General features: G+C 44.6%; 15 protein-coding genes. 4 read left to right on the forward strand and 11 right to left on the reverse strand.

Annotated features, from left to right (window positions below):
• Positions 1-12: 12 nt before the first annotated feature.
• The 7 genes from queA to iolG form a co-directional block, all read right to left on the reverse strand.
• Positions 13-1,041, reverse strand: coding sequence for a tRNA preQ1(34) S-adenosylmethionine ribosyltransferase-isomerase QueA (gene queA / locus AC0OMA_RS13860; protein ID WP_003229723.1), 1,029 nt, complete (start codon positions 1,039-1,041; stop codon positions 13-15).
• A gap of 29 nt (positions 1,042-1,070) precedes the next feature.
• Complete coding sequence (locus AC0OMA_RS13865) at positions 1,071-1,271, reverse strand: DUF2905 domain-containing protein (protein ID WP_003222669.1); 201 nt, start codon at positions 1,269-1,271, stop codon at positions 1,071-1,073.
• Positions 1,264-2,268: a Holliday junction branch migration DNA helicase RuvB gene (gene ruvB, locus AC0OMA_RS13870; RefSeq protein ID WP_003229718.1), complete on the reverse strand. Its 1,005-nt coding sequence runs from the start codon at positions 2,266-2,268 to the stop codon at positions 1,264-1,266. Before ruvB ends, AC0OMA_RS13865 begins: the two co-directional genes overlap by 8 nt.
• A gap of 10 nt (positions 2,269-2,278) precedes the next feature.
• Positions 2,279-2,884: a Holliday junction branch migration protein RuvA gene (ruvA, locus tag AC0OMA_RS13875; RefSeq protein WP_003229717.1), complete on the reverse strand. Its 606-nt coding sequence runs from the start codon at positions 2,882-2,884 to the stop codon at positions 2,279-2,281.
• A gap of 138 nt (positions 2,885-3,022) precedes the next feature.
• Positions 3,023-3,535, reverse strand: coding sequence for a sporulation cell-cell signaling protein BofC (gene bofC, locus AC0OMA_RS13880; protein WP_003229715.1), 513 nt, complete (start codon positions 3,533-3,535; stop codon positions 3,023-3,025).
• A 47-nt stretch (positions 3,536-3,582) separates the two neighbouring features.
• Positions 3,583-4,890 (reverse strand): RbtT/DalT/CsbX family MFS transporter, encoded by a 1,308-nt coding sequence (locus AC0OMA_RS13885; protein WP_474222182.1) that lies wholly within the window; start codon positions 4,888-4,890, stop codon positions 3,583-3,585.
• Between the two features lie 70 nt (positions 4,891-4,960).
• On the reverse strand, positions 4,961-5,986 hold the full coding sequence (gene iolG, locus AC0OMA_RS13890; RefSeq protein ID WP_474222183.1) for an inositol 2-dehydrogenase: 1,026 nt from the start codon (positions 5,984-5,986) through the stop codon (positions 4,961-4,963).
• Between the two features lie 237 nt (positions 5,987-6,223).
• On the opposite strand from iolG, the gene AC0OMA_RS13895 reads away from it, so the two are divergent.
• Entirely contained in the window at positions 6,224-6,871 is a 648-nt protein-coding gene (locus AC0OMA_RS13895; RefSeq protein ID WP_047182966.1) for a phosphotransferase, read from the forward strand.
• A gap of 45 nt (positions 6,872-6,916) precedes the next feature.
• Here AC0OMA_RS13895 and AC0OMA_RS13900 read toward each other — a convergent pair whose 3' ends face one another.
• Positions 6,917-7,039, reverse strand: a complete 123-nt coding sequence (locus AC0OMA_RS13900; protein WP_003229707.1) for a hypothetical protein — start codon at positions 7,037-7,039, stop codon at positions 6,917-6,919.
• 162 nt (positions 7,040-7,201) lie between these two features.
• Between AC0OMA_RS13900 and AC0OMA_RS13905 the strand changes: the two genes are divergently transcribed.
• The 3 genes from AC0OMA_RS13905 (at position 7,202) to AC0OMA_RS13915 (ending at position 9,335) form a co-directional block, all read left to right on the forward strand.
• Positions 7,202-7,570: a DUF5412 family protein gene (locus AC0OMA_RS13905; protein WP_474222439.1), complete on the forward strand. Its 369-nt coding sequence runs from the start codon at positions 7,202-7,204 to the stop codon at positions 7,568-7,570.
• Between the two features lie 6 nt (positions 7,571-7,576).
• Positions 7,577-7,717 (forward strand): hypothetical protein, encoded by a 141-nt coding sequence (locus AC0OMA_RS13910; protein ID WP_474222185.1) that lies wholly within the window; start codon positions 7,577-7,579, stop codon positions 7,715-7,717.
• Between the two features lie 163 nt (positions 7,718-7,880).
• The gene (locus AC0OMA_RS13915) at positions 7,881-9,335 is read left to right on the forward strand and encodes an alanine/glycine:cation symporter family protein (protein ID WP_021480230.1); all 1,455 of its coding nucleotides are present in this window, start codon (positions 7,881-7,883) and stop codon (positions 9,333-9,335) included.
• Positions 9,336-9,375: 40 nt separating this feature from the next.
• Here the strand turns inward: AC0OMA_RS13915 and AC0OMA_RS13920 are convergent, their stop codons facing one another.
• The 3 genes from AC0OMA_RS13920 to safA all read right to left on the reverse strand — a co-directional run bounded on the left by AC0OMA_RS13920 (position 9,376) and on the right by safA (position 12,102).
• The gene (locus AC0OMA_RS13920) at positions 9,376-10,098 is read right to left on the reverse strand and encodes a YebC/PmpR family DNA-binding transcriptional regulator (protein WP_004398802.1); all 723 of its coding nucleotides are present in this window, start codon (positions 10,096-10,098) and stop codon (positions 9,376-9,378) included.
• Between the two features lie 102 nt (positions 10,099-10,200).
• Positions 10,201-10,797: a spore germination protein SgpA gene (sgpA, locus tag AC0OMA_RS13925; RefSeq protein ID WP_003245996.1), complete on the reverse strand. Its 597-nt coding sequence runs from the start codon at positions 10,795-10,797 to the stop codon at positions 10,201-10,203.
• Between the two features lie 147 nt (positions 10,798-10,944).
• Complete coding sequence (gene safA, locus AC0OMA_RS13930; protein WP_015384261.1) at positions 10,945-12,102, reverse strand: spore coat assembly protein SafA; 1,158 nt, start codon at positions 12,100-12,102, stop codon at positions 10,945-10,947.
• Between the last annotated feature and the right edge of the window lie 82 nt (positions 12,103-12,184).

Below are 12,184 nucleotides of genomic sequence, written 5' to 3' on the forward strand. Positions count from 1 at the left end.
CCTGTTCTCAAATTATATAATCAGCATCGCGTCTCCGAAGCTGAAGAAACGGTATTCCTCTTCCACTGCATGGTTATAGGCACGCAGAATGTTTTCTCTTCCAGCAAGCGCGCTTACCAGCATAATCAATGACGATTTCGGCAAATGGAAGTTTGTAATCATTCCGTCAATGGCTTTAAATTCATAGCCCGGATAAATAAAAATAGATGTCCAGCCGCTTGATGCTTTAAATTGCCCGTCATGTTCCCCGGCAATCGTCTCAAGCGTGCGTGTCGAGGTCGTGCCGACAGAAATGATTCTGCCGCCATTTTCTCTTACTTTGTTTAAGGCTGCAGCCGTTTCTTCTGACATTTGATAAAACTCTGCATGCATATTATGCTCTTCCACTTCATCGGCACTCACAGGGCGAAACGTTCCAAGGCCTACGTGGAGTGTGATGAACTCAATTTGCACGCCTTTGTCTTTCAGCTGCTGTAAGATTTCTTCCGTGAAGTGAAGGCCAGCTGTAGGCGCAGCAGCAGAGCCGATTTCTTTTGAATACACTGTCTGGTAGCGCTCTTTGTCATCAAGCTGTTCTTTGATATATGGAGGGAGCGGCATCTCTCCAAGGGATTCAAGCACCTCGTAGAAAATACCGTCATATTGAAATTCCATCTTTCTGCCGCCGTGCTCAAGCTCTTCCGTGCAGATTGCCTTCAATCTTCCGTCTCCAAATGTGACAACAGTTCCTTTTTTCACCCGTTTCGCCGGTTTGGCAAGTGTTTCCCATTTATCACCGGTTTCCTGTTTCAGCAAAAGAAGTTCCACTTTCGCGCCGGTATCCTCTTTTGTGCCGAATAACCGCGCAGGCAGCACCCGGGTATTGTTCAGGACTAGACAATCGCCTTCGTTAAAGAAGCTGATAATGTGTTTAAACGAGCTGTCAGTAAGCTCTCCTGTATGTTTATCGAGCACCATCAGCCTTGAAGCATCACGCTGCTCCAACGGTACTTGTGCAATTAAACGTTCTGGTAGTTCAAAATCAAATAAATCGACTTTCATGATGATTTCACCTTTATTCTAGTCTTTTGTTATTTCATTCTGCCAAAAAGATTGAGCAAAATTGATAATACCACACTTATAATAATACAAGTGACAACCGGGAAGAAAAACGTGACATTTCCTTTTTTTACAAAAATATCTCCCGGCATCTTGCCGACAAAATGCAAAACTGCTCCGATAATAAGCAAAACAGCACCAAGAATCATAATGATCTTAGGAAATTCAGTCATATCGGGGAGCCTCCATTTGGAAATGATGATAAACGGCCGGTGTCACGATCCTTCCACGCGGCGTTCTTTGTATAAATCCAATTTGCAGCAGATATGGTTCATATACGTCTTCAATCGTATGCGATTCCTCGCCGATGGTAGCTGAAATCGTATCAAGGCCTACTGGGCCGCCGTTGAATTTTTCGATCATGCCCATCAGCAGCTTATGATCAATATGATCCAAACCGAGGCGGTCAACCTGAAGCCGCTCCAGCGCATTCTGAGAAATGTCTTCCGTAATCCTGCTGTCACCCAGCACTTGGGCGAAATCGCGCACCCTTCTCAGCAGGCGGTTCGCCACGCGGGGCGTCCCTCTCGATCTTCTTGCAATTTCAAGAGCCGACGGTTTATCAATCTCAACCTCGAATACATCAGCGGTTCTTGTGACAATATCCGCCAGTTCTTCTTGTGTATAGTACTCAAGGCGAGACATGACGCCGAATCTGTCTCTTAAAGGAGCCGTCAAAAGCCCCACCCTCGTCGTGGCTCCCACCAGCGTAAAAGGCGGAAGGTCGAGCCGGACCGAGCGGGCAGATGGGCCTTTGCCAATCACAATGTCCAGGCAAAAGTCTTCCATTGCAGGATAAAGCACCTCTTCGATCGATCTGTGCAGCCTATGTATTTCATCAATAAATAATACATCTCCCGGTTCCAGCGCCGTTAATATAGCAGCCAAATCACCAGGCCTTTCAATCGCAGGCCCTGATGTCGTCCGCAATTCCACTCCCATTTCATTAGCAACAATCGAAGCAAGCGTTGTTTTTCCGAGTCCGGGCGGCCCGTACAGAAGAACATGATCCAGCGTCTCCTGTCTCATTTTCGCCGCATCTATAAACACGCGCAAATTTTCTTTTACCTTATGCTGCCCGATATACTGTGCCAGATTTTGCGGCCTCAGGCTTTGCTCTATCACTGATTCATGGTTGTCTGCTTCACTTGAGACGAGCCGTTCATCCATGAACATCACCTTACTTTAATAGTTTTTGTAATGCTTTTTTCACATATTGGTCTGTTGTCAGCCCAATTTCTTCTTTAAGGTGAGGAAGCACCTTTTTGATTTCTTTTTCAGCATATCCGAGAACCCTGAGGGCTTCAAGTGCTTCTTCAAGAGCCGTTTCCGCTGTTTGCTTTTCAAGCCTTTCTTCATGATTAAACAGATTTTCAATCATTTCAGGCACAACATCTGCTAGCTTTCCTTTTAAATCTAGAATAATCTGGCGTGCGGTTTTCTTTCCTACTCCAGGAAACTTGACCAAAAAAGCTTCATCCTCATTTTCAATTGCTTGGATGACCGCTCCGGGATCACCCGAGCCCAAGATGGCAAGTGCTCCTTTCGGGCCAATTCCGGTCACGTTTAACAGCTTTGTAAAGAGCGCCTTCTCCTCTCTTGTTGAAAAACCGTAAAGCGAAAAAGCATCCTCTCTGATATGATGGTATGTAAAAATCGTTTCTTGGCTTCTCTCCTTATATATAAACGGATTCGGCGTGAAAATCTGATAGCCGATGCCGCCGTTCTCTATGACAATATATTGGGGAGATACATAATCAATCGTCCCTTTAACAAATTCAATCACGCAAATTCACCTCTTTGACTGTTCTTCATTGTACCATAAAAACAGCCAAAGTCTTATAGAAAAGTTAACATATGTTCGCTTCTCTCTCATTCTTTCACGAAAAAAAAGACATGAATACATGTCTTCAATCAGCGGACGCTACCCGCTGTATGTCTTCATATGTTCGATGACATCCTCAAACTCCGCTTTTGTCCGAAATGGAATGCCTTTCAGCAGATTTTTTTGCATATGGCTTTCCAGCCTTTCTAAATCAATTTGAAAAAAAGACTGAATTGGTTCGGAAGCTGGCTCAGGCCGCCCATGAAAAGTGGAAATCACTCCATTATCCGATACACCGATATACCCGTTGACCTTGCTGAGCGGAGAAATATCGTCCATTTGCTTCCGGAAGAGCACATATCCCTTTTTTTGTTCCACAAGCGTCCATCCGGCATAAGCTGCCCAAAAATCATCCATAGAAAACACTTTTTCATGCTTATGCTCAATGCTGACATCGCCGTCCAAATACACCTTTTCAAGCTGCACATGCACCTGCAGCGGCTCATAGTGCTCCACTTCCGCGCCAAGTGCGCGGGAAGGAGCTCCTATTAAAAATACTGCCGCTGAGCAAAGAATGCCCAGCAAAAGATACGCCGTGCTGAATCGTTTCACCCTCTACACCTCTTTGCACACGTTTATGATTAGTTTGACCAAAGAGGCTACTGCTTAACCGTTTTATCAAAATTTGTCTGCACATTTTCACTGACAAACCGTTCCTCCGTATACACATCTGTGCTTTGCTCAGAAATTGTCAAGAATCGCGTCAGAAAGGCACTGAAAAAATACAATGCCGCAAAGATCCAAATCACGCCGCCTGCACCGAGCGGCCCAATGAAAAGACTCACGATGCCCGGCGCGATAAACGCACATAAACCAGATCCCAAATTCAACACTGACATGGCAGCACCTTTATTATCAGGTGCAAGCGTCGGCAAAAGCGCGCTTAATGGAACGTAGCCTGCTAAAGCCGCGCCATAGCAGCAGGCGATAATCATGAGCACCCAATACTGATGCCCGATCAGCTGAGGCGTGTAATACAGCGCCAGCGTAAAAATACCGCATCCGACACCGCCAAACCACATGACCGTATTGCGCCAGCCAAGTTTATCTCCGACTGCACCGAAAATGATATTAAACACAATATTCACAAAAAACAGCGTCCCCCATATTTGCAGCCATTCCGAAACCGAATACCCGTATCGTGCTAAATAAGTAGGAAGAAAGATGGCAAATCCAAATTGTCCTATCGCATTAATCGTCTTGACCACTCCGCCGATGCCTACCTTAGGGTTTTCAAACATAATTGTAAATGCCTTCGACAATTCTTTCCATTTCGGCTGATCTTGTTTTTGTATCGGAATAAATTTATCTTTGTTAAAAAATAAGGCAAGAATTCCGCCTGCCGCCACAAACAGTAAAGCGCTCCAAAGCGTATTGATTTCTCCAAAGGCCGGAACTGCATAGCTGGAATAGAACGGGCCGAGCACGTTAAGGCCGCACGTAAACATAAACCAAAACCAGCCGACGGCTTTTCCGAGAATATTTTGAGAGGTGCTGTATGATACCCATACGAGAAAAGAGTATGCAAACAGCGGATATCCCAAGCCTCTAAGAGCATAGCTGCCCAAGAGAGCTGGATAATACATATGAGGAATCGCCCAGCCGATAAAAGCGGCCGAACCGAGGATAAATGCAAGCAATCCGACAGTCATCGTTTTTCTCGGCCCCCAAGTTTGGACAAACGTTCCTGAAAGCCAAGCTGAGATGGTGACAGCAATGCCGTACATGGTAAATAACGATGCGGATTGCTGCATACTGAGACCATGATCAACGAGAAAAGGAGACAGCCAGCCTTGTTCGAGGCCATCTCCAACCATAAAGATGACAACGCCAATATAACCCCAAACCATGTGAGAAGGAATTCCGATTTTGTTCAAAACATTTCCTTTAGCATGTACTGTATTCATTTTCTCCACCGCCTACTTAAAGTATCAATGGAGTATATACCCAAGCTTGCTGAATTGTAATCCTGTTAGATTAAAAAGCGATTTTTTCAGTGTGCTCAATGCTGACAGGCATGCCAAAAGCAAGCGATTGCTGTGCTGCTCTGGCGATCCTTCCGGCCTGTAAACCGTCATTACCGGTGCAGGGAGTCTCCTGGTTTGTGCCGATCGCTTCTGCAAAACGGAGAATCTCCTCCTCATATGCATCCTTATAGCGTTCAAGGAAAAAGAAATGCGGTTTATCCTTCATCACAAAATCAGCTGTTGACACCTCAACCGTCGTCGGCCTGCTATTGTCAGCCGCTGCAGAGCCTTTCGTCCCGAAAACCTCAACCCGCTGGTCATATCCGTACACAGCTTGGCGGCTGTTATCAATCACAGCCATGGCACCGTTTTCAAAGGTCAGTGTAATAACAGCTGTATCAATATCACCCAGCTCCGCAAAAGAAGGATTCACCAAAGCCGCCCCTTTGGCATACACTTCCGTCACTTCGCTTCCCATAATATATCTGGCCATATCAAAATCATGGATCGACATATCCATAAACAATCCGCCTGACGTACGGACATAATCTATATTCGGGGGTTCTGGGTCCCGGGACGTGATTTTTAATAAATGAGGTGTGCCGATTTCACCATTTTCAACAATCGTTTTGATTTTCTTAAAATGAGGATCAAAGCGGCGGTTAAATCCGACTTGAAGTGTTACCCCGTGTTTCCAGACAGCCGCAAGCGCTTCACTCGTTTCGTCCAGAGAGAAACTAACGGGCTTCTCACAAAATATATGCTTTTTCGCCTCGGCTGCTTCTTTGATCATCTGTGCATGTACGGCTGTAGGAGAACAAATCAAAATAGCATCAATATCAGGATCATGTAATAAATCACGATAATCAGAGGTTATGTATTCAATCTGATGACTGTCGGCCCAGCTTTTTATACGGCTTGCCTGAATGTCAGAGACTGCTTTTATTTTCATGTGAGGAATCCGGCTTATATTTTGAACATGAAGTTTGCCGATGCGGCCTGCACCGATAATCCCTGTCACAATCTGTTTTGTCATGGCTTCTTCCCCCTTGATCATTCACGAAAGCGCTTTATTTAAAATTAATACTATCCCATTTGTAAGCGCTTTTCAAGAATGGAAATTAAACGTTCTATGTCTCTTTTATCACAATTCATGCTTATAAGTAGCCTTCTTCTTCAAGACCAGATACACTAGAATTAGGCTCTTTTTCCTGAACAGTTTATGATTTTCCTATAAACAGCTGCATAAAATAGAGCAAAGAAGGTGAATGAAATGCTGACAAAAGCAGAGGCACTGGCCCATTCCGTCATATACCGCAAGAACAGCAGATTTGATAAAGTCAAAGAGAAATCCGAGGAATTAACACTAATCGGCAAGGGAAGAAGCGCCTATGTGTTTGCCTTAACAGAAGGCGGTCGAAAAATGGCGCTGAAAGTATTTTTTCCGGAATATCAAGCGACAGCAGTCAAAGAAGCAGCGATCTATGAAAAATTAGCCGGGTCCGCATTCTATCCTGACATTTACGAAACTGGCGATTCATTTATTCTCATGGAATATATTAAAGGTGAAACCTTTTATAACTGTCTGAAGAAAGGCATTGCAATCAGTGATGACATGATTCAGCAGGTTGAAGAAGCGCTTTCTGACGCCCGGGCAGCCGGACTGAACCCGTCAGATATTCATTTGCGGAATCTGATATTGACAGAAACCGGGGCGGTGCGGGTGATTGATGTTGCGAGATTTGAGCAGACAAAAACATGCACGCAGTGGGACGACTTAAAATCCGCATATCATGCACTCTACAAAAAACCGATATTCCCCAAAAAGATTCCGGGTTTTTGGCTGGAGATCATCGCATTTTTATATAAGAAAGTTTGGTTTCAAAAGCATTTTGCACAGCGGAAAAGAAAATATTCTTAAATCAAAAAGGCAGCCGCACAAGCGGCTGCCTTTATCATGTATTTTTTACTTTCTGACGGCAGAAATCAGTTTCATTTGTTCAGGCGACAGCTTAATTCGATAGCCTCTCACAGTTAAGTAGACCGCTTCTGGGTCCTTCTCGCCGGAATGACAATACGTTTTTTCCATTTCTGTCTCCCCCCACCCTTTACTGGCTTTATTTCATCTTATCATTGCTTTATTGAGGTAATTTTAAAGAAATGTAAAGATCATATGAATCCGATATATAGTAAAATGAGAGAAAAAAAGGGAGAGAGTCACATTAAGACATGCAGCAACATCCCGCTTATTATGTTTGCCCTGCTGGTCTTCTTCGGCGGCGCCATCTATTGGATGTTATTTTCACTAAAAAACGTTCCGAAAGGCAATCTCGTCCAATCGGTTGAATCGCCGGACGGCAGCTATACGTTAAACACTTATGTATCCGAAAACACCTTGAGCTTAGATGCAGCCAGAGGTGAACTTGTAAATGAAAAAACACTTGTCAAGAGAACAATCTACTGGAATTACCCGGACAGCCGCCCAGCAGTGACGTGGATCAATCACAATACAGTGAAAATCGGCAATCAGACTTTACATCTTGATACTGATGAAACGTATGATTGGCGAAAAGATGATCATTGGATCCGTGAAGAACCGCCGCAGTCGTCAGTAAGGTGATGAAACATGAATAAGATGAACGGAACAAATGATGAAAAGCATTTCAATCATTTTGTGATTGCTTTATCCTTTATATACGTTTTGACTGAACTAGGCTATTTGTTGCTGAAGGATTTTATAACAATTGCCATAAGTTTGCCTCTGTAGAAAAACGCAGCGTAGTCGATACGCCGCGTTTTTTCTTTTTCCCTTCCTCTTCTTATTGATAATTGCAGGTCATATAATGTGACAAATCGATTGTAGAAATAGTTCGATTAGACCAAAATCCTTTTTATACATGTATTCGAATTTGAAGTGAGGGGGAAGCTTGATGGCAGATTTTGTTGCTAGTTTGAATGCGGTCTTATGGAGTACGCCCGTCATTTATATTTTATTGGGAATTGGATTCGCCTTTTCAATTATGACCCGTTTTTTACAAGTCCGACATTTAAAAGAAATGATTGTTCAGATGTTCAAAGGCAAGAGCTCTGAAGCCGGCGTTTCATCTTTCCAAGCGTTATCGATTGCGCTGTCCGGCCGTGTGGGCACAGGAAACATCGCGGGAGTGGCGACAGCAATTGCATTCGGCGGACCCGGTGCAGTGTTCTGGATGTGGGCGATTGCCTTTATCGGGGCGGCGAGTGCCTTTGTAGAATCAACGCTTGCTCAAATTTACAAAGTGAAACAAGACGGTCAATATCGGGGCGGTCCTGCTTATTATATAGAAAAAGGCTTAGGCATTAAGTGGTTTGCCGTCTTATTTGCCGCTGCTGCCCTTATTGCAATGGCCTTTCTAATGCCGGGCGTACAGTCCAACTCCATTGCGGCTGGGATCCAAAATGCATTCGGCATCTCTCCTTTCGTCACAGGGTGTGGTCTGGTTTTATTATTAGGGTTTATTATTTTTGGCGGCGTCAAACGAATTGCCAATGCGGCGCAAATGATTGTTCCATTTATGGCCATTGGATATATCCTGCTGTCTTTGATTATTATTGTCATGAATGTGTCTGAATTGCCCGCTGTGATCTCATTAATATTCAAAAGTGCTTTTGCATTGGATTCCGCTTTTGGCGGCTTGATCGGCATGGCGATTTCCTGGGGCGTTAAACGTGGCATTTACTCAAACGAAGCCGGCCAGGGAACAGGCCCGCATCCGGCAGCTGCTGCAGAGGTTTCTCATCCGGTCAAGCAGGGACTGGTTCAGGCATTTTCTGTTTATATTGACACCTTGTTTGTATGTTCCGCTACAGCTTTCATGATCTTGTTTACCGGCATGTACAATACCCAGGCTGCAGATGGTTCCTTTATCGTTCACCAGCTTAAAGGCGTAGAAGCAGGACCTGGTTTCACACAAGCGGCAATTGACAGTGTTCTTCCCGGATTCGGTGCAGGCTTTGTTGCCATCGCTTTATTCTTCTTCGCTTTTACAACAATTATGGCGTATTACTACATCGCAGAAACAAATATCGCCTATTTAGCACGAGGCAGAGAAAGCAAATGGGCAATGCTTGGCTTAAAACTGATTATTTTAGCCGCCACGTTCTATGGTACTGTGAAAACAGCTTCACTTGCTTGGGCATTAGGGGATGCAGGGCTTGGCATTATGGTATGGCTGAACGTCATTGCCATTGTGCTGCTTGCCAAGCCGGCGCTTCTTGCTTTAAAGGATTATGAGCGCCAAAAGAAGCAGGGCTTAGACCCGGTCTTTGATCCAAAAGCGCTGGGTATCAAAAACGCTGATTTCTGGGAGAAAGAATACACTCATGAAAGTGAACGTGTCTCCTGAACATACTTAAACCGGCCCGATATGAAATCGTGCCGGTTTTTTATGAACGATAGTTTGTATACACTTCTTGAACATCATCGTCATCTTCAAGGACGTCTATTAATGTTTCCAGCTTCTCAACAGCCTGATCATCGGCTTCTGCATAGGTATTGGGAAGCATGGTCACCTCCGCCGAAGAAATTAGATATTTCGATTCGAGGGCTGTTTTCACCTCTTCAAAATGCTCAGGCTCTGTGAAAACCTCATATAGGTCTTCTTCAATTCGCAGCTCTTCTCCTCCTGCTTCAAGCACATCAAGCATGAGCTCATCTTCTTCTATTTGCCGTTCAGTACGGTCTATCGTAATGAACCCCTTTCGTTCAAATAAAAAGGCTACACATCCGCTTTCTCCCAGACTTCCGCCATTTTTATTAAAGGCTGTCCGCACATTTGACGCCGTTCGGTTTTTATTATCTGTTACGCATTCAACCATGACGGCAATCCCTGAAGGGCCGTAGCCTTCATAGGTGATTTCTTCATAGCTGCTTCCGTCTTGGCCTCCCGCAGCTTTTTTAATGGCCCGATCTATATTTTCATTCGGCATATTGGCGCCTTTTGCTTTTTCGATGACAAGACGCAATGCTGAATTTGCTTCTGGATCCGCTCCGCCTTCTTTCGCTGCCACATAGATTTCTTTTGCCAGCTTCATAAATATTTTCCCGCGCTTTGCATCCTGTGCATTTTTTCTTTTTTGAATGTTTTTCCACTTGGAATGGCCTGCCATGTTTTCACCTTCTTTTACATTTTCTATGTACACTTTAATGGGAATTGTTCGCTGATGCAAAGAAAAAGGCTGCCGAATATCATTTCCGGCAGCCCTTCCTTCCTAGCGGTTGTTCATTTTATGAAGTTTTCTGAACAGCCCTTTATCTGTTGATACTTGGACGTCACGGCCATTTGCATAGTTGCGCGCTGCTTTTACGACATTATCTCTGTCAGACTTTGTGAACTCTCTGTGGCTTTTGACTGCGATAACTACTCGGTCATCCGAAACCATAACTTGTGTGTCATTGACGTTTTTCACTTGTTTCACACGGTTGGCAATTTTTGCAGCCAGTCTTCTGTTTTCTTGGTTGTCATACCCGTTGTTCGCTGCATTCCGATTCATGTTTCGGTTATTCGTGTTGTTATATGTTCCGTCAGTTGCCAAAGGAACACGATCGTCAGCGGTAACACGGTCACGGTTATTTACATTCGTGGTGTTTCGATTACCGTCGTTCTGATCCTCCATTAATTCAGAAACAGGACCATCGTGGTCGATTCCGTCTCCCTGTCTATCGGCGTCATTTTCATTTGTATAATATCCGATTGGACGGGTATTGCCGTTATTGCGCGTATCATTCATAGCATTATCGTTTGCTCCGCATGCTGTTAAGCCGGCTGTCATTAGAATCAGGCTAGCGATCGTCATTTTTTTACCCAATGGAAAAACCCCCCGTGGACGAATTGAGCATGTTTGCTCGCTTTTATCATGTGCGTATGGGGGGCATGTTAAGCGTGTCAGTTCTCTCCATTTGGCAGTGATCTGTTTGAAAACAAAAAAAGGAACGATTTACATCGTTCCGAACGATCACTCATTTTCTTCTTCTGGCCGGCCAAACATTTGGTTTACAGAAGGCTGGTTCGTCATTGGCATAGAAACTCCTGCCGAATATGGGTTTGGATTTGGGTTAGCTGTGCCATATGGCATATTAGGGCTTCCATAAGCTCCCATTCCCGAATGGCCAGGCGCAGAGAAATATGGCTGATGATCACCGTCACAGCCGCAGTCGTCATGATCTTTGTATGGCATGTAACCATGAGCCGCAGCAGGCTGGTATGCTCCCATTACTTGGGGAGTGCCGTAATAAGGGCCATACGGCATATGTCCATACGGAGATCCATAAGCCGGAGATGCGTATTGCGGCGCACCGTATGAACCGTAATGTCCATGATGGCTGTTTTCATGATGCTGGTTTTCATAACCCGGGTCATACTGAGGCGATACAAAGCCTGGCTGGTATCCATGCATCGGATGCATTGGATAAGCTTGTGCCGGATAGTACGGATAGCATAACCCTGATCCTGGAAGAATTGGCGAAACAGGCACCGGACACGGTACGAAATGAGCCGGATAATGATAATAAGGCTGAACAGCCGGCATATTCGGAACTGTGTGATGAACGTTTTCTTCTTCTACACCGCCTACCTCTGGCGCCTTTGGCATATTAGGCATATTCGGATAATTTGCATTTTCCATATTACTCATAGCCTCCTGTTGTGGAAATTGGTCTTGCATATGATACATATGATCCATATTTCCGTCATGATGTTTTTTCGGCTCCTCCGGTTTAGGAGGCGACCAAGGCTGGAAAAGCTGTTTCATATCATAATAATCGTTCACATCAGCTTCAGGGTACACATTTTCCTGCAAATTAGGCATCGGCGGGACATACGGCATGGACTTCTTTTCTTTCGGCTTTGTGTCTTCTACATCGACAACGGATTTAGGCTTCTCTTTCGCATACGGATGTTCTTGCTTCACACTCCCGGCCGCAGGACTTTTGCCCGCTTTTGGCTCTTTTCTGACCGGGACTCCTTCTGACGGCACTTTTATTTTCATTCCAGGCATGATTAAGTCTGGATTGCTAAGCTGTGTATTGAGTTTTTTCACTTCCTCAACATCGACTCCGTACTTTTCAGCTATTTTCCAGAGCGAATCGCCTTTTTGAACGATATGGATTTTCAACGTTTTCCCCTCCTATGCAAAACGTGAACAGTTCAGCTGTGATTACAATATGTTTCTTCACAACATATGACTGAACAAAAGA

It is taken from the genome of Bacillus sp. AMCV2 (genome assembly GCF_056033925.1).

Bases quoted from the DNA above. Each gene is read 5' to 3' on its own strand.
- queA (WP_003229723.1), bottom strand. From the start codon at position 1,041: ATGAAAGTCGATTTATTTGATTTTGAACTACCAGAACGTTTAATTGCA.
- AC0OMA_RS13865 (WP_003222669.1), bottom strand. From the start codon at position 1,271: ATGACTGAATTTCCTAAGATCATTATGATTCTTGGTGCTGTTTTGCTT.
- ruvB (WP_003229718.1), bottom strand. From the start codon at position 2,268: ATGGATGAACGGCTCGTCTCAAGTGAAGCAGACAACCATGAATCAGTG.
- AC0OMA_RS13885 (WP_474222182.1), bottom strand. From the start codon at position 4,890: ATGAATACAGTACATGCTAAAGGAAATGTTTTGAACAAAATCGGAATT.
- iolG (WP_474222183.1), bottom strand. From the start codon at position 5,986: ATGACAAAACAGATTGTGACAGGGATTATCGGTGCAGGCCGCATCGGC.
- AC0OMA_RS13895 (WP_047182966.1), top strand. From the start codon at position 6,224: ATGCTGACAAAAGCAGAGGCACTGGCCCATTCCGTCATATACCGCAAG.
- AC0OMA_RS13900 (WP_003229707.1), bottom strand. From the start codon at position 7,039: ATGGAAAAAACGTATTGTCATTCCGGCGAGAAGGACCCAGAAGCGGTC.
- AC0OMA_RS13905 (WP_474222439.1), top strand. From the start codon at position 7,202: ATGTTTGCCCTGCTGGTCTTCTTCGGCGGCGCCATCTATTGGATGTTA.
- AC0OMA_RS13910 (WP_474222185.1), top strand. From the start codon at position 7,577: ATGAATAAGATGAACGGAACAAATGATGAAAAGCATTTCAATCATTTT.
- AC0OMA_RS13915 (WP_021480230.1), top strand. From the start codon at position 7,881: ATGGCAGATTTTGTTGCTAGTTTGAATGCGGTCTTATGGAGTACGCCC.
- AC0OMA_RS13920 (WP_004398802.1), bottom strand. From the start codon at position 10,098: ATGGCAGGCCATTCCAAGTGGAAAAACATTCAAAAAAGAAAAAATGCA.